Here is a 15,841-nt window from a genome sequence, read left to right as displayed (position 1 = left end):
GCGCTGGCGCTGGTCATGACGGCTTCGGTGCGCAGGGGGTTGATCTCGGAGACCGCGCCGACCAGGGTGGTCTTGCCGACGCCGAAGCCGCCTGCCACGACGATCTTCGCGGAGGTGGTCGCGCGGGCGGGGGCGGCCGCGTTAGAGCTTGCGAAGTCCACTGAGGACCCTTTCGAGCAGCGTGACGTCAGGCGTTCCGCCCGACTCGCCCGCGGCGGCGGGCTGGTGGATGGCGACAAGACCGGCTTCCGCCAGGTCGGCGACGAGGATCCGGGCGACCCCGAGCGGCACACCGGCCAGCGCGGAGATCTCGGCGACGGACTTCACTTCGCGGCAGAGACTCACGATCCGGGCGTGCTCGGGCAGCAGGCCACCGGTGCGCTCGGCGGAGGCGGTGGTGGAGATCAGCGCCTCGATCGCGAGCTGGTACCTGGGCCGGGTGCGGCCGCCGGTCATCGCGTACGGACGGACCAGCGGCTGCTGCTCGTACCCGCCGGACTCCTGGCCGCCGTAGCCACTGCCGCTGCCGCTGCCGGACTGCCGGGGGCCGTAACCGCCGCCGCCGTACCCGTTGTTGCCGTAGGAGCCGGCGGGTGTCGGGGTCATGAGTCCTCCTTGTGCTGCCGCCGTTCGCAGCAGGTTCCGGCTGGGTGAAGGCCAGCCGAGGCGGTGGTGTCAACTGCCCTGCGGCGGCTGACGGCTGGGGCGCCGGACCGGGTCGGTCGGTCCGGCGCATCGAGGGTGACGAACCGTCAGTGCAGGAGACTGCCCTGGAGTTCGGCGCGGAGTGCGGGGGTGAGGACGGCTCCGGCGCGGTCGACGAGGAGGGCCATTTCGTAGCCGACGAGGCCGATGTCGGAGTCGGGGGCGGCGAGGACGGCGAGGGAGGAGCCGTCGCTGACTGCCATGAGGAAGAGGAAGCCGCGTTCCATCTCGACGACGGTCTGGTTGACGTCGCCGCCCTCGAAGATCCGGCTGGCGCCGGAGGTGAGGGAGGTCAGGCCGGAGGCGACGGCGGCGAGCTGGTCGGCCCGGTCGCGGGGGAAGCCTTCGGACATGGCGAGCAGGAGACCGTCGGCGGAGACCACCACCGTGTGCGACACCCCGGGGGTGTTGTCCACGAAATTGGTGATCAGCCAGTTCAGGTTCTGTGCGGCCTGGCTCATCTGACTCAACTCAACGCTCCTGGTGATCTGGGCCGAACTCCCCGGAACCCGGGTTGCCCTGCGCACCGTTCTGCCGGCCGCCGCCGTTGCGGTGGCCTCCCCCGAAGCCGTCGAAGCCCTGCGGGCCACGGCTCTGCTGCTGCCCCTGGCCGGGCTGCCCCTGGCCCGGCTGCTGCCCCTGGGCCTGCTCCGCGCCCGCCTGCCGGCCCTGCTGGATGCCGCGGCGCAGGTTGGTGAGCCGGCCGCGCACCTCCTCGGGGGCGCGGGAGACCTGCGGACCGGTCAGCGGCGCCGCCTCGGCGGTGCCGGAGACCAGGTTGGCCTGCGGGGTCCGCCGGGGCAGGCCCGACATGGTCAGCCCGTCGGAGGACGGCTCCCGGACCTGCTCGGCCCGGCGCCAGCGCTCGTCGTTGGCGGACGGCCGCCACGGCGCGTCCCCGAAGCCGGGGGCCCGCTGGGCCTGCTCCTGCTGGGGCGCCTGCGGCTGCTGCGGGCCCTGGGCCGGACCGGCCTGCTGCTGCGGACGCGGGGCGGCGCCCGGCTCGGTGAAGCCGGGGGCGGAGGTGCCGGGCCGCCGGGGCTGGTAGGACCGCGGACGGTCCTCCGGGCCACCGGGCTGGGCCGGACCCTGCTGCGGGGCCGGCCGGCCCTCGGTGCCCCTGGCCCGGCCGGGCAGTGGCTGGCCGCCGCCCTGACCGAGCGGGCCATGGCCCTGCTGGCCCTGACCCTGCGCGCGCGGGGCCTGCTGGCTCTGGGCCTGCGGGCGCTGACCGAGGTCCTGGCCCGGCCGGAGCCGGCCCGCCGACGCGTCCTGCGGACGCGTCCACTGCTGGGTGTCCTCCGCGCCGGGACCGGTCGGCAGCGCCATCGGCTGCTGCTGGACCGGCTGGGGGAGCGGCTGCGGGGCGTGCTGCTGCGGTGCCGGGGTGGGCACGGTGGGCAGCACCGGCTCGACCAGCCCGAGTCCGAGCGGGTCGCGCGGGTCGATCTCGCTGGCCTCGAAGCGCGGCCGGGCGAACTGCGCGGTGGAGTCCGGGGCACCGGACTCCAGCGGCGCCGGGAACTGCTGCTGCTGCGGAGCCGGGGCCGGCTGCTGGACGGGAGCCTGCGGGGCCCCCTGCTCGAACGGCTGACGCTGGGCCGGCTCCTGCGGACGGCGCCGCGCGGGGTCGGGCTGGGTGGCCCGGCCGTGCTGCGGCTGGTCGGCCCAGGCGGTGTCGGCGGCGTTCCCGGTGGGCCCGCCGACCGGAGGACGCTGCTGCTGGCCGGGGCCGGGACGGCCCTGACCGGGGCCCTGCTCCTGCGGGGCACGGCGCTGCTGGCCCGCACCGGGGCCGGCCCGGCCCGGCAGGCCGGGCGCACCGGAGGCACCGGGGACACGCCGCGGCGGCAGGCCCTCGGCCGGGGTCTCGCGCAGTGCCTGCCCGGCCTCCCGGGTCGGCAGCGCGCCGGCCGGGGCACCGAACAGACCGCCGGCGCCGGGGGCGCCGCCGGGACCGCCGGGGCGACCGCCCTGGAGCTGCGGACGAGCGCCCGGAGCGGCACCGGGGCCACCCTGCCCGAGCGCGGCGGCACCACGGCCGGCCAGCGCCTCGGCGACGTTCGGACGGCCCTGCTGACGCGGCGTCGGACCGACGCCGCGCTGCTGCTTGCCCTGGGCGGAGCCGGGACGGCCGGGGCCGCGCCGGTCGCCGGAGGTGGTGACGTCGAGCGGGAGCATGACCAGCGCGGTGGTGCCGCCGGAGTCGCTCGGGCGGAGCTGGATCCGGATGCCGTGACGGAGCGACAGCCGGCCGACCACGAACAGGCCCATCCGGCGGGAGACCGAGACGTCCACCACCGGCGGGTTGGCCAGGCGCTCGTTGATGTCGGCCAGGTCGTCGGGGGAGAGGCCGATGCCGGTGTCGTGGATCTCGACCAGCACCCGGCCGTCCGGCAGCGCGTGGCCGGTGACCCGGACCCGGGTCTGCGGGCTGGAGAACGAGGTGGCGTTCTCCAGCAGCTCGGCGAGCAGGTGGACGAGGTCGTTGACGACCCGGCCCGCGACCTCGGCCGACGGCACCGAGGCGAGCTCGATGCGCTCGTACTGCTCCACCTCGGAGGCGGCGGCCCGGAGCACGTCGACCAGCGGGACGGGGCGGGTCCAGCGGCGGCCCGGGTCCTCGCCCGCGAGGACGAGCAGGTTCTCGCCGTTACGGCGCATACGGGTCGCGAGGTGGTCGAGCTTGAACAGGTTGGCCAGCTGGTCCGGGTCCGCCTCGCGGCTCTCCAGCTCGGAGATCAGCGAGAGCTGACGCTGGATCAGGCCCTGGCTGCGGCGCGAGAGGTTGGTGAACATCGCGTTGATGTTGCCTCGCAGCAGCGCCTGCTCGGCGGCCAGCGAGACCGCCTGCTTGTGCACCATGTCGAAGGCGTGCGCCACGTGGCCGATCTCGTCCGCCGAGTCGACACCGACCGGTTCGACGGTGACGTCGACGTCGTGCGGGTCGCTCTCGGAGAGGGTCTTGACCAGCTCGGGCAGCCGCCGCTCGGCGACGTCCTCGGCCGCGACCTGCAGCCGGGTCAGCGAGCGCACCATGCCGCGGGCCACCAGGGCGGCGCCGGCGATGGCGACGATCAGCACCAGGGCGATCAGCGCACCGTTGACCAGGGCCTCGGTGTCGGCCGCGTCCTGGAGCTCGCCGGCCTTGCCGTCCAGCGCCTCCAGCAGCTTGGTCTCGCTCTTCTGCTGCGCGTTGATCTTCACGCTGGCCTGGTCGTACCAGAGCTTGTACGAGAGCGAGTCGGTCTGCTTGATGCCGTTCGCGGTGAGGACCCGCTTGGTGTAGCGGTCCGAGTCGGCGATCTGCTGGTTGCGGGCCATCCCGGCGTTCAGCGCCTGGGCCTCGCTGTCACCGTAGATCGCGGTGAAGTTGGTGAGCGCGTTGCCCTCGGAGATCTGCAGCCGGATGCCGAAGGTCTCGTCCGAGGGGCTCAGGTTCGGACCCTGCGGGTTGGCCAGTGCGGCGCTGATCAGCGCGCGCTGCATGGAGGTGTTCTCCTTGGCCAGCGAGAACTGCTGCAGGGCGCGGGTGATCTTGACCAGCTCGGTCGAGTTCGAGGCGATCGCGATGTCCTGCGTGATGGACAGCAGGTTCTTGATGATCACGTCGTAGTTGGTGATCGTCGCCTGGATGTTGTTGGTGTCCCGGTACGCGTTGCTGCGGGCCTCGGCGAGCTGGTTGAGGTCGCGGCGGACCTGCAGCAGCAGGGCCTTGCCACCGGCCAGGTCGAGCTCGTCGAAGTTGTCCGAGCTGGCCGCGAACGCCTTGCTCAGCGCGTCGGAGTTCTTCCGGGCGGTGACGATGTCGTCGTCCTTGGCCCGCTCGGCCGCGTGCTCGAGACCGCCGTTGGTGATCGGGCCCGCACTGATGTCGCGCTCGGTCTGCAGGGCGCTGGCCAGGGCGGTGGCCTTCTTGGCCAGGTCGGCGAGGTTGGCCATCTGGGAGAGCTGGCTGGAGTTCTGCAGCGAGGCCTCGACCCGGAGGCCGCCCAGGACCAGCGCGACCACCACGGGGAGCAGCAGCAGGGCGATCAGACGGGTACGGATCCGCCAGTTGCGCATCGCGAACCGGCGCAGACCGGTGGCCCGGCGCCGGGTCAGCGTGTTGCGCAGCCGGGAGCGACCGCGCTGCTCGGACTCCGCGCCCTCCGGGCCGTCCTGCGGCTCGGGCTCACCGCCGCCGACTATCTGCTCACCGGGGCCGGTGAGCGGCGTTGCCTGGTGGGGGCCTGCCACGGGCTCACGCGACTCCGGGTCTCCCGCGGCGCCGCTGCCCCTCTTGAAACGTCCCTGCACTGGCGTCGCAACCTCTGGACCGGGCGCCCCTCCCCGCTTGCGCGGATGGGGCGGTGTCGAGTTTTTCCGTCGCATTCCAGCACAGCGGGAGAAGTCCAACAAGGGGCGTTACCTGTCGGTGTCCTGGGCTACCCACTGCGCGCACCGTCTCACTGAGTGTGCGGCAATCGGGCCGGAATACCACCCTTTTCGGACACTCGCCGGATACATGCCAACTGGACCTCGGATCCCCCGGAGTCGCAGACGTTCCTGAATGTCCGAGATATCGGAATTGTCGGCATGGCTCAGGGGTGCGAAATGCCGGGGATGGCGGCATTGTCCGGCAATTTGTGAGCAAAATCACAGCGGAAATATGTAGCCGTGATCAGGATGCCTGTGGAAAGAGCATCCGTTGCCCCGCCGCCGGACCGTCTACCCTGGAGCGCTGTGCCCAGGCGTCAGCCTGCCCAGAATCACCGTCGCCGACTCCTCCGAGCGGCCCCGAACCCAGAGGTGTGACGCAATGTCCCAGCCGGCGAACCAGGCCACCACGTCCGTGTCCGCGAGCGGCTCGACCGCCAATCCGCGCCGGACTTCGCTGGCCTCGATCGAGGACTTCGGGCAGCTGCCCGGCCTGCACGCCTCGCAGGGTCCGCGCGAGTACGCGACCGACCTGCCGATGGTCACCGCCAACCCGCGCCGCACCGTGCTGTCGGTCGCCCCGGCCCCGCGCCGGCCGCGCGACTGACCCGCGCCCGGCTCGGTTTTCGAGCACCGCCCGAGGGGCGCCGACCCGCACACCGCCGGGTCGGCGCCCCTCTCGCGATAGCCTGGGGACCGTTCGAGCAGGGCCCGGTCAGGCCGGCGCCCGACAGACCGAGAGGCTCCCCACCGTGCGCATTGCCAGGTTCTCCGTCCGGGAAGGGAGTCCTGCCGCGGGCAGCGTCTCCTTCGGCGTGGTGGAGGGTGACCCCACCCAGCCCGAGTCGCTGGTGGTGCACGGCCTGGCCGGCCACCCGATCGTCTCGATGCAGCTCAGCGGCGAGAGCTACCGGATGCAGGACATCCGGCTGCTGTCGCCGATCCTGCCCAACAAGGTGGTCGCGGTCGGCCGCAACTACGCGGCGCACGCCAAGGAGCTCGGCAACGAGGTCCCGGACGTCCCGCTGACCTTCTTCAAGCCCTCCACCGCCGTGATCGGCCCGACCGAGGCGATCGCGTACCCGCCGTTCTCCTCGGACGTCCAGCACGAGGCCGAACTCGCCGTGGTGATCGGCCGGATGGGCCGCGAGGTGCCGCTGGAGCGGGTGCCCGAGATCATCTTCGGCTACACCTGTGCGAACGACGTGACCGCCCGCGACGTCCAGCAGCGCGAGGGCCAGTGGGCCCGCGCCAAGGGCTTCGACACCTCCTGCCCGCTCGGCCCGTGGATCGAGACCGAGCTGGACCCGAGCGACCTGGCGATCACCTGCACCGTCAACGGTGAGCTCAAGCAGACCGGCCGGACCTCCCTGATGGTCCGTTCGATCGCCGAGCTGATCGTGCACATCTCGGAGGCCATGACCCTGCTGCCCGGTGACGTCATCCTCACCGGCACCCCCGCCGGGGTCGGCCCGCTCAACGTCGGCGACGAGGTCGCCGTCTCCATCGAAGGCATCGGCACTCTCGCCAACAAGGTCATCTCTCGCTGAAAAGAGCTGTAAGCGTGGTTAACACCGCCGACCTGGACCCGACCGTCCGGGTCCGTTTCTGTCCCTCCCCGACCGGCAACCCGCACGTGGGCCTGGTCAGGACCGCCCTCTTCAACTGGGCCTTCGCCCGCCACCACGGCGGCAAGCTGGTGTTCCGGATCGAGGACACCGACGCGGCCCGGGACTCCGAGGACTCGTACCACCAGCTGCTGGACGCGATGCGCTGGCTCGGCTTCGACTGGGACGAGGGCCCCGAGGTCGGCGGCCCGCACGAGCCGTACCGGCAGTCGCAGCGGATGGACATCTACGCCGACGTCGCCCGCAAGCTGCAGGAGGGCGGCCACGCCTACCACTGCTACTGCTCCACCGAGGAGCTGGACGCCCGCCGCGAGGCGGCCCGGGCGGCCGGCAAGCCCTCCGGCTACGACGGCCACTGCCGTGAGCTGAGCGCCGATCAGGTCGAGGTCTACCGGCAGGAGGGCCGTCAGCCCATCCTGCGGTTCAGGATGCCCGACTCGACCATCGTCTTCGACGACCTGGTCCGCGGGAAGCTCAGCTTCGAGCCGGAGAACGTGCCGGACTACGGCATCGTCCGGGCCAACGGCGCGCCGCTGTACACGCTGGTCAACCCGGTGGACGACGCCCTGATGGGCATCACCCACGTGCTCCGCGGTGAGGACCTGCTCTCCTCGACGCCGCGTCAGATCGCCCTCTACGCCGCGCTGGCCGAGATCGGCGTCGGCGACGGCTCCACCCCGCGCTTCGGCCACCTGCCGTACGTGATGGGCGAGGGCAACAAGAAGCTGTCCAAGCGCGACCCGCAGGCCAGCCTCAACCTCTACCGCGAGCGCGGCTTCCTGCCCGAGGGCCTGCTCAACTACCTGGCGCTGCTGGGCTGGTCGTTCTCCGAGACGCAGGACCGCTTCTCCATGGAGGAGTTCGTCGCGGCCTTCGACATCGCCAAGGTGAACGCCAACCCGGCCCGCTTCGACCTGAAGAAGTGCGAGTCGATCAACGGCGACCACCTCCGGCTGCTCGCGCCGGACGAGTTCGTCCGCCGCCTGGTGCCGTACCTGCAGGCCCCGGGCCTGCTGCCGGCCGAGCCGACCGCCGAGCAGCTCGACCTGCTCGCCGCGGTGGCGCCGCTCACCCAGGAGCGGATGGTCGTGCTGAGCGAGATCGTCACCATGGCGGGCTTCCTCTTCGTCGACCCGGCCGACTTCACGGTGGACGCCGAGGACGCCGCCAAGGTGCTCACGGCGGACGCCCGCCCGGTGCTGACCGCCAGCGTCGCGGCGCTGACCGAGCTGGCCGACTTCACCCCCGAGCCGATCCAGGCGGCGCTGCGCGCGGCCCTGGTGGACGGCCTGGGCATCAAGCCCAAGTTCGCCTTCACCCCGCTCCGGGTGGCCGTCACCGGCCGCCGGGTCTCCCCGCCGCTCTTCGAGTCGATGGAGCTGCTCGGCCGCGCCGAGACGCTGCGCCGGCTGACGGCGGCGCTGGAGCTGACGCCGGAGGCGTGATCCGGCCCGCTCCGAGGGGCTGCGTTGACCAGCGACGCAGCCCCTCGGGGCACTGCCTGCGGTTATGGATTTTGGAGCGGGGCCGGGTGTCGGGTAATGTTCTTTCTGCGCCGCCCGGGACGGACAGGGCGAGGGACCAGAAACCTCGTCAGGGACAGACCAGCGGTCGCAACGCCGAGATGAACCCCGTCAGGGGTTGAACTCTGGTGGGGTATGGTGTAATTGGCAGCACGAGTGATTCTGGTTCATTTAGTCTAGGTTCGAGTCCTGGTACCCCAGCGCAGTATCGAAGTACAAGCCCCCGTTGTGTAGCGGCCTAGCACGCTGCCCTCTCACGGCAGTAGCGCCGGTTCGAATCCGGTCGGGGGTACGCAACAAATCGAGATCAAGCCCCCGTTGTGTAGCGGCCTAGCACGCTGCCCTCTCACGGCAGTAGCGCCGGTTCGAATCCGGTCGGGGGTACCAGATCCTCTCCACTGTCACCACCGGACGAGTTCGCAACCCCGGTCCTGACGAAGCATGGGATCACCAAGTTTGCCCCCGTTGTGTAGCGGCCTAGCACGCTGCCCTCTCACGGCAGTAGCGCCGGTTCGAATCCGGTCGGGGGTACCAGAGCGGAACGGCCGGTGGGCTTCGCAGCCCACTGGCCCGATGCTTTGTTGGGGTATGGTGTAATTGGCAGCACGAGTGATTCTGGTTCATTTAGTCTAGGTTCGAGTCCTGGTACCCCAGCCAGTAGTACGGCCCCGGTGATCCGGGGCTTTTCTGCGTTCCGGGACGGGCGCGGGAGAGCGGAAGAACGGCCCCCGAGGGGGCCGTTCGGCGTTTCCGGGACGGACGGGGTCTAGCCGCGGCGCAGGGCCTCGGTGAGGCGGTTGGCGGACTCGATGATGGCCTGGGCGTGCATCCGGCCGGGGTGGCGGGTCAGGCGCTCGATCGGGCCCGAGACCGAGACGGCGGCCACCACCCGGTTGGAGGGGCCCCGGACGGGTGCGGAGACGGACGCCACGCCCGGCTCGCGCTCGCCGATCGACTGGGCCCAGCCGCGCCGCCGTACGCCGCTCAGGGCGGTCGCGGTGAAGCGGGCGCCCTGGAGGCCGCGGTGCAGCCGCTCGGGCTCCTCCCAGGCCAGCAGGACCTGGGCGGCGGAGCCGGCCTTCATCGGCAGCGTGGAGCCGACCGGCACGGTGTCGCGCAGACCGGAGAGCCGCTCGGCGGCGGCCACGCAGATCCGCATCTCGCCCTGCCGGCGGTAGAGCTGGGCGCTCTCGCCGGTGACGTCGCGCAGGTGCGTGAGCACCGGCCCTGCGGTGGCGAGCAGGCGGTCCTCGCCCGCCGCGGCGGAGAGCTCGGAGAGTCGGGGGCCGAGGATGAACCGGCCCTGCATGTCCCTGGTGACCAGGCGGTGGTGTTCGAGTGCGACGGCGAGTCGGTGGGCGGTGGGCCGCGCCAAACCGGTGGCGGCGACCAGCCCCGCCAACGTGGCGGGGCCCGACTCCAGTGCGCTGAGCACCAGAGCGGCCTTGTCGAGAACGCCGACGCCGCTAGAGTTGTCCATGCCCTGATACTGCAGTCTCATTCCGCGAGACGCAAGTTCAATTCTCCGGGAAAAGCGCCACTCTTGGTGGAGCAGCCCGGGAGACACCCAGCTTCGGACCATCATCCAACGTCCGCATGCTGGACACGATCCGGCGTGCAGGTCGTCCGGACCAGCGCCTCACCAGGGCGGGCGGACACACGACCTCGATCACACGAGAAGGCCGGCAGAGCGGCCGGCTGGAGGGAAAGCGATGGGACGGACACTCGCAGAGAAGGTCTGGGACGACCACGTCGTCCGGCGCGCCGAGGGCGAGCCCGACCTGCTCTACATCGACCTGCACCTGCTGCACGAGGTGACCAGCCCGCAGGCCTTCGACGGGCTCCGGCTGGCCGGCCGGAAGGTCCGCCGGACCGATCTGACGATCGCGACCGAGGACCACAACACCCCGACGCTGGACATCGACAAGCCGATCGCGGACCCGGTCTCCCGGGTCCAGCTGGAGACGCTGCGCGCCAACGCCGCCGAGTTCGGGGTCCGGATCCACTCGCTCGGCGACGTCGAGCAGGGCGTGGTGCACGTGGTCGGCCCGCAGCTCGGCCTGACCCAGCCCGGCACCACGGTGGTCTGCGGCGACTCGCACACCTCCACCCACGGCGCCTTCGGGGCGCTGGCGTTCGGCATCGGCACCAGCCAGGTCGAGCACGTGCTGGCCACCCAGACGCTGCCGCTGGCCCCGTTCAGGACCATGGCGATCACGGTCGAGGGCGAGCTGCCCGACGGCGTCACCGCCAAGGACCTGATCCTGGCCATCATCACCAGGATCGGCACCGGCGGCGGCCAGGGCTACGTCCTGGAGTACCGCGGTTCGGCGATCCGCGGCCTCTCCATGGAGGCCCGGATGACGATCTGCAACATGTCGATCGAGGCGGGTGCCCGGGCCGGCATGATCGCCCCGGACCAGATCACCTTCGACTACCTGGAGGGCCGCCCGCACGCCCCCAAGGGCGCCGAGTGGGACGCGGCGGTGGAGTACTGGCGCACGCTGGCCACCGACGAGGACGCGGTCTTCGACGCCGAGGTGTTCATCGACGCCACCGAGCTGACCCCGTTCGTCACCTGGGGCACCAACCCGGGCCAGGGCGCGCCGCTGGGCGCGAACGTGCCGGACCCGGCCTCGTTCGCCGACCCCTCGGAGCGGGTCGCGGCCGAGAACGCGCTCAAGTACATGGGCCTGGAGGCCGGTACGCCGCTGCGCGAGGTCAAGGTCGACGCGGTCTTCGTCGGCTCCTGCACCAACGGCCGGATCGAGGACCTTCGGGCCGCCGCGGCCATCGTCGAGGGCCGCACCATCGCCGAGGGCGTCCGGATGCTGGTCGTCCCCGGTTCGGTCCGGGTCGCGCTGCAGGCGATCGAGGAGGGCCTGGACAAGGTCTTCACCGCCGCCGGCGCCGAATGGCGGCACGCGGGCTGCTCGATGTGCCTGGGCATGAACCCGGACCAGCTGGCGCCGGGCGAGCGCTGCGCCTCGACCTCCAACCGCAACTTCGAGGGGCGGCAGGGCAAGGGCGGCCGTACCCACCTGGTGTCCCCTCAGGTCGCCGCCGCCACCGCCCTGCTGGGCCGGCTGGCCGCACCCGCCGATCTGTCGTCCGACGTCGCTGTGGAGGTCTGAGCAGCCATGGAGAAGTTCACCACGCACACCGGCCGGGCCGTTCCGCTGCGCCGCAGCAATGTCGACACCGACCAGATCATCCCGGCGCACTGGCTGAAGAAGGTCACCCGGACGGGATTCGAGGACGGGCTGTTCGAGGCCTGGCGCAAGGATTCCGAGTTCATCCTCAACCAGCCCGAGCGACAGGGTGCCTCGGTGCTGGTGGCCGGTCCCGAGTTCGGTACCGGTTCCTCGCGCGAACATGCGGTCTGGGCACTTCAGAACTACGGTTTCCAGGCCGTCATCTCGTCCCGATTCGCCGACATCTTCCGCGGTAACTCGCTGAAGAACGGTCTGCTCACCGTGCTGCTGCCGCAGGAGACGGTGGATCAGCTGTGGGCCCTGACCGAGGCCGATCCGACCGTCGAGATCACCGTTGACCTGGAGACCAGGGAGGTCCGCGCCCCCGGCGTGACCGCCTCTTTCGAGTTGGACGACAACGTCCGCTGGCGTCTGCTCAACGGTCTGGACGACATCAGCATCACGCTCCGGAACGAAGGCGACATCGCCGAGTTCGAGGCCACCAGGCCGGGCTTCAAGCCGCGTACGCTGCCGGTGCTCTGAGCCCCTGATTCCTGACGGTCCGCCGGATGGCCCACCCCTCCCGAGGGGTGGGCCATCGGTCTGTTCCGGGCCCGAGTTGAGCTCCGGATAAACCCCCGGGCAGCGCAACTCCGTACAGATGGCACAATCGTTGCATGCACCGGCACCATGAACCTCCGTACGGGGACTGCGAACCAGCGTCCTCGGAGGGGATGGGCGACCCGGAAGTCACCGTGCTCTTCGCGCTGGTGGCCGAGCGGTTGAAGCAGGCACATGCCCGCGTTCATGCGCTGAACGTGTCAACCGAGGCAAAGACCGCTCTCACCCGCCAACTGTTGATCGTCACCGAGACCGCCAAGCGCGATCTTCCGGGGGCGGCAAGGCGGTTGGCGCGCTTTGTGCAAGACCTCGACGAGGGGCGCCCGCCACTCGGATGAGGTCCCGGACGCGCAAATCCATTGCGACACTAGGGTGATTCGCGCGTTTGGTAATTGAAACTCCGCAGATACATACCTAACGTGCGAATTGAACGGATGGAATCATCCGGCGCCCGTTTCCGAAGGGGAAGACGTGAACAAGGCTCAGCTTGTCGAAGCGGTGGCCGAGCAGCTGGGCGGTCGCAAGGCTGCCGCAGAGGCCGTCGACGCAGTGCTCGACACCATGGTGCGTGCCGTTGTGGCCGGTGACCGGGTGTCGGTCACCGGCTTCGGCACCTTCGAGAAGGTCGACCGCTCCGCGCGGTTCGCCCGCAACCCGCAGACCGGCGAGAAGGTCAAGGTCAAGAAGACCGCCGTGCCGCGCTTCCGTCCCGGCCAGGGCTTCAAGGACCTGGTCAGCGGCAGCAAGAAGCTGCCGAAGGAGGGTCCGTCGGTCAAGAAGGCGCCCAAGGGCTCCCTCACCCCGGGCAAGAGCGGCACCACCGCCGCCGTCAAGCGCGCCGCGACCAAGCGTGCCGCCACGGCCGCCGCCGCTGCTCCGGCCAAGCGCACCGCGGCCAAGAAGGCCACCACCGCGGCGAAGACCACGGCGGCCAAGACCACCGCGGCGAAGAAGACCACGGCGACCGCCGCCAAGAAGGCGACGGCGGTCAAGAAGACGGCGGCGGCCAGCAAGACCACCGCCGCGAAGAAGACCACCGCGGTCAAGAAGACCACGGCGGCCAAGACCACCGCGGCGGCCAAGAAGGCCGCTCCCGCCAAGAAGGCGACGGCGGTGGCGAAGAAGACCGCCCCCGCGAAGAAGACCGCCACGCGCAAGACCACCGCGCGCCGGTCCACCGCCAAGTAGTTCTGGCGATCGGTCAACCGACGGCGGGTCAATCCGCCGTGAGCCGTGGCGGCTCGCATCCGGGTCATTCCCGGAGCGGGCCGCCACGGCTCTTTGCGGTCAGGACCCCTGACGGCCGACCGGGAGTTCGTAGCTGATGTCCCAGCGCGAATCCGGTACCACCAGTTCGGCGGTCTCCACCGCCCGGCCGTCCGCGTCGTAGTAGGTGCGCTCGATCAGCGTCACCAGGTCGCCGGCCGACACCCCGAGCAGGTTGGCCTGCTGCGCGGTGGCGCGGGAGGGGCGGGTCCGCTCCAGCGCGCGCTCCACCCGCACCCCGATCGCCGCCATCCGGCGCACCACGCCCTGGCCGGCCAGCGGGCCGTACTCGGGACAGATCACCGGCGAGCCCTCGGTCAGCGCCAGCGGTTCCCAGCTGTTGGCGAGCAGGACGGGCTGACTGTCGATCAGGAACTCGTAGACCGTGTGCACCGTCGGCGTCCCGGGCTCCAGGCCCAGCCGGGCGGCCGCCTCGGGCGGGGCGGGGACGTTGGTCCCGGTGCTGGACTCCCAGCTGCCGGTGCCGTCGATCTCACCCAGGTCGGCCCGGAAGGACGCCGGGGTGCCGATCCTGGAGCGGACCATCGCGCGCCGTGGCACCGGGCGGCGGACGTAGGTGCCGGAGCCGCTGCGGCCCTCCAGCAGGCCCTCGGTGATCAGCAGCTGCTGGGCGCGCTGCAGCACGTTCGGGTCGACGTCGTACTCGATCGCCAGCTTGGCGCGGGACGGCAGGACGTCGCCGATCTGCCACTCGCCCAGGTCGATGCGGCGGCGCAGATCGGCGGCGATGCGCTGGTACTGGCGCTCAGCAGGTGACATCTGGCTCTCCCGGCGGCAGGCACGACCCGACCGAGTTCGGCAGGGCGGGTGATTCAGCGTTGACAATCTAATGCATCAGGTGGAATCTAATTACTTAGATTCACGTTCCGTAACCAGCTGCTCGCGGGGAGAGTCGTTGCGTGCGAACCACCAGGGTGTTTGACGTGGCGAACCGCCTGGCCAGGGCCACCGGAGGGCGGCCCAGCATCCGCGTCGGGCTGGACGGCGGCTGGCGGCTGTACCTGGTGCTGCCCGACGGGCTGAGCGCTGAGGCGCAGCTCACGGTGCTGGATCTGCTGGCCGGGGCGGACCGCTTCGGCCACGACCGGACCGACACCGCGCAGCGGGTCTGGGCCGACTTCGACCGTGACCACGAGCAGGAGCCGCAGCTGTGAACACCCCCGGAGCCTTCACCGTCTCCATCGAGGACATCGCCGCCCCCGCGACCTTCACCCACCTCCAGGACGCGCTGAACGCCCTCTGGGAGGCCCTCCGGGTGCTGCCGCTGGGCTGGAACCAGTTCGAGGCCTACCGGTTCTTCCTCGGCGACGGAGCGGTCGAGCGGGTCACGGAATTCCTCGATCGCGACGGCGAATTGACGCTCAGTTTCGCGATCGGCGGCCGGTCCCACCTGATCGAGGTGACCCGGGCCTGAGTCCGGCCGGGCGGCGCGGGGGGCGTCAGCTCGCCCGGTCCGCCGGGTCGGGGAAGGTCTGCAGGGTCAGGAAGACCACCCGGCGGGCCTCGCCGCTGCCCTCGGTGCGGATCCGCAGCCGCTGGCCGGGGCGGAGCAGCCGCAGGCCGCCGGCGTCGAAGGCCGGGGCGTCGAACGGGACGGGGGTGCCGTCGTCCAGGAGGACCGAGCCGGTGCGGGTGGCTGGGTCGAAGGTGTACGAGGTGGCCTGCATGGCAGCAGCATAGCGACGGGCCCGCGGCCGTCAGGAGCAGACCGGCGCGCAGGCGACGGCGGCGGTGTGCGGCCCGACCCCGAGCGCCAGGGCGGCCAGCAGGTCCGCCCCGGTGTCCACGTCCCGGCGCACCGACACCACGTCGTCCGGGCTGAGCTCGGCGGCGCCGCCGGCCGCGTGCCGGGCCCGCGAGCCGTCGCCGAACCGGGGGGCCAGCGCACTGCCGGGCGGGCAGGCCAGCAGGGTGGTGCCGAGCCCGGGGGAGTCGGCCAGGAAGCACCGCCCGCCGTGCGCCGAGGCGGCGGCCAGCACCCGGGCCAGTTCGGCGCTGCGCAGGGCCGGCAGGTCGGCCGAGAGCACCGCCAGCGGGGTGTCCGGCGCCAGCCGCCGGGCCAGCGCGGCGCCGTGGTCGAGCGCGGGGTTGAGGCCGCCGCCGGGTTCGTCCGTCACCACCAGCGCCCCCAGCCGGGCCAGCTGCGCCCCGGCCAGCGCGTCCTGGGTGACCACCAGCACCCGGGCCACCAGCGGGCAGGCCAGCGCGGCCGTCACGGTGTCCAGCGCGAACGCCAGCGCCAGCGCCGGCCGGTGCGCACCGGCGAACGGCGCCAGCCGGCTCTTCGCCAGGGCGAGCGGCTTCACCGGCAACACCAACGACCACGCGGGGTGGGGCGTGGGCACGGGCGGCACTGCGGGGCGTACGGTGTCCTGGGTCATCGGCGCCATTCTCGCGCCGGTGGCGGACCGCTGACCAGGCGGCCCGGCCGGAGCGAGGTGTGACGCCTCCGATGCCGGGGCGG

The 15,841-nt window shown here is 71.7% G+C and carries 16 protein-coding genes, 5 tRNA genes and 1 pseudogene; 14 read left to right on the top strand and 8 right to left on the bottom strand.

Annotation, left to right across the window (positions count from 1 at the left end; translation table 11 throughout):
* From ACIRPK_RS25620 to ACIRPK_RS25605, 4 genes and pseudogenes are all read right to left on the bottom strand, one after another.
* Positions 1-161 (bottom strand): annotated as a pseudogene (locus tag ACIRPK_RS25620) (ATP-binding protein); the annotation flags it as partial.
* Complete coding sequence (locus ACIRPK_RS25615; protein WP_403042104.1) at positions 142-606, bottom strand: DUF742 domain-containing protein; 465 nt, start codon at positions 604-606, stop codon at positions 142-144. The gene ACIRPK_RS25615 and the pseudogene ACIRPK_RS25620, both read right to left, overlap by 20 nt.
* A 146-nt stretch (positions 607-752) precedes the next feature.
* A complete protein-coding gene (locus ACIRPK_RS25610) occupies positions 753-1,166 on the bottom strand; it encodes a roadblock/LC7 domain-containing protein (protein WP_057232378.1) in 414 nt (137 codons plus the stop codon).
* Between the two features lie 10 nt (positions 1,167-1,176).
* Positions 1,177-4,944, bottom strand: a complete 3,768-nt coding sequence (locus tag ACIRPK_RS25605; protein WP_403042101.1) for a nitrate- and nitrite sensing domain-containing protein — start codon at positions 4,942-4,944, stop codon at positions 1,177-1,179.
* A gap of 562 nt (positions 4,945-5,506) precedes the next feature.
* Here ACIRPK_RS25605 and ACIRPK_RS25600 point away from each other — a divergent pair.
* The 8 genes from ACIRPK_RS25600 (at position 5,507) to ACIRPK_RS25565 (ending at position 8,932) form a co-directional block, all read left to right on the top strand.
* Positions 5,507-5,731: a hypothetical protein gene (locus tag ACIRPK_RS25600; RefSeq protein ID WP_403042098.1), complete on the top strand. Its 225-nt coding sequence runs from the start codon at positions 5,507-5,509 to the stop codon at positions 5,729-5,731.
* A gap of 145 nt (positions 5,732-5,876) precedes the next feature.
* Positions 5,877-6,674 (top strand): fumarylacetoacetate hydrolase family protein, encoded by a 798-nt coding sequence (locus ACIRPK_RS25595; protein ID WP_403042095.1) that lies wholly within the window; start codon positions 5,877-5,879, stop codon positions 6,672-6,674.
* A gap of 14 nt (positions 6,675-6,688) precedes the next feature.
* Positions 6,689-8,197, top strand: a complete 1,509-nt coding sequence (gene gltX / locus ACIRPK_RS25590) for a glutamate--tRNA ligase (protein ID WP_403042092.1) — start codon at positions 6,689-6,691, stop codon at positions 8,195-8,197.
* A gap of 207 nt (positions 8,198-8,404) precedes the next feature.
* Positions 8,405-8,476 (top strand) — tRNA-Gln (locus ACIRPK_RS25585).
* Positions 8,477-8,494: 18 nt separating this feature from the next.
* Positions 8,495-8,567: transfer RNA gene (locus tag ACIRPK_RS25580), tRNA-Glu, on the top strand.
* A gap of 19 nt (positions 8,568-8,586) precedes the next feature.
* A tRNA-Glu gene (locus tag ACIRPK_RS25575) sits at positions 8,587-8,662 on the top strand.
* A gap of 71 nt (positions 8,663-8,733) precedes the next feature.
* Positions 8,734-8,809 (top strand) — tRNA-Glu (locus ACIRPK_RS25570).
* A gap of 48 nt (positions 8,810-8,857) precedes the next feature.
* Positions 8,858-8,932: transfer RNA gene (locus tag ACIRPK_RS25565), tRNA-Gln, on the top strand.
* A 109-nt stretch (positions 8,933-9,041) separates the two neighbouring features.
* On the opposite strand, the gene ndgR is transcribed toward ACIRPK_RS25565, so the two are convergent.
* Complete coding sequence (ndgR, locus tag ACIRPK_RS25560) at positions 9,042-9,755, bottom strand: IclR family transcriptional regulator NdgR (protein ID WP_057232382.1); 714 nt, start codon at positions 9,753-9,755, stop codon at positions 9,042-9,044.
* A gap of 232 nt (positions 9,756-9,987) precedes the next feature.
* Between ndgR and leuC the strand changes: the two genes are divergently transcribed.
* From leuC to ACIRPK_RS25540, 4 genes are all read left to right on the top strand, one after another.
* On the top strand, positions 9,988-11,409 hold the full coding sequence (leuC, locus tag ACIRPK_RS25555) for a 3-isopropylmalate dehydratase large subunit (protein ID WP_403042090.1): 1,422 nt from the start codon (positions 9,988-9,990) through the stop codon (positions 11,407-11,409).
* A gap of 6 nt (positions 11,410-11,415) precedes the next feature.
* A complete protein-coding gene (gene leuD, locus ACIRPK_RS25550) occupies positions 11,416-12,012 on the top strand; it encodes a 3-isopropylmalate dehydratase small subunit (RefSeq protein WP_403042088.1) in 597 nt (198 codons plus the stop codon).
* 191 nt (positions 12,013-12,203) lie between these two features.
* On the top strand, positions 12,204-12,428 hold the full coding sequence (locus ACIRPK_RS25545) for a hypothetical protein (RefSeq protein ID WP_403042085.1): 225 nt from the start codon (positions 12,204-12,206) through the stop codon (positions 12,426-12,428).
* A gap of 133 nt (positions 12,429-12,561) precedes the next feature.
* Positions 12,562-13,278: an HU family DNA-binding protein gene (locus tag ACIRPK_RS25540; protein ID WP_403042082.1), complete on the top strand. Its 717-nt coding sequence runs from the start codon at positions 12,562-12,564 to the stop codon at positions 13,276-13,278.
* A 99-nt stretch (positions 13,279-13,377) separates the two neighbouring features.
* On the opposite strand, the gene ACIRPK_RS25535 is transcribed toward ACIRPK_RS25540, so the two are convergent.
* Positions 13,378-14,136 carry a GntR family transcriptional regulator gene (locus ACIRPK_RS25535; protein WP_403042079.1) on the bottom strand — a complete coding sequence of 253 codons (759 nt, stop codon included), beginning with the start codon at positions 14,134-14,136 and terminating at the stop codon, positions 13,378-13,380.
* A 164-nt stretch (positions 14,137-14,300) separates the two neighbouring features.
* Here ACIRPK_RS25535 and ACIRPK_RS25530 point away from each other — a divergent pair, with 164 nt between their 5' ends.
* Entirely contained in the window at positions 14,301-14,531 is a 231-nt protein-coding gene (locus ACIRPK_RS25530; RefSeq protein ID WP_403042076.1) for a hypothetical protein, read from the top strand.
* Positions 14,528-14,791 carry a hypothetical protein gene (locus ACIRPK_RS25525; RefSeq protein ID WP_403042073.1) on the top strand — a complete coding sequence of 88 codons (264 nt, stop codon included), beginning with the start codon at positions 14,528-14,530 and terminating at the stop codon, positions 14,789-14,791. The genes ACIRPK_RS25530 and ACIRPK_RS25525 overlap by 4 nt, the downstream gene beginning before the upstream one ends.
* Before the next feature lie 25 nt (positions 14,792-14,816).
* On the opposite strand, the gene ACIRPK_RS25520 is transcribed toward ACIRPK_RS25525, so the two are convergent.
* Both ACIRPK_RS25520 and cofC read right to left on the bottom strand, forming a co-directional pair.
* On the bottom strand, positions 14,817-15,044 hold the full coding sequence (locus ACIRPK_RS25520; protein WP_403042071.1) for a hypothetical protein: 228 nt from the start codon (positions 15,042-15,044) through the stop codon (positions 14,817-14,819).
* 30 nt (positions 15,045-15,074) lie between these two features.
* The gene (gene cofC / locus ACIRPK_RS25515; protein ID WP_403042068.1) at positions 15,075-15,758 is read right to left on the bottom strand and encodes a 2-phospho-L-lactate guanylyltransferase; all 684 of its coding nucleotides are present in this window, start codon (positions 15,756-15,758) and stop codon (positions 15,075-15,077) included.
* Positions 15,759-15,841: the final 83 nt, after the last annotated feature.

The sequence above is a fragment of the Kitasatospora sp. NPDC101801 genome, from assembly GCF_044766665.1.
In the GTDB taxonomy this organism is placed as follows: Bacteria; Actinomycetota; Actinomycetes; order Streptomycetales; family Streptomycetaceae; genus Kitasatospora.
Note: the sequence above shows the minus strand (reverse complement) of the source record. Positions and strands in the feature narration are given on the sequence as shown.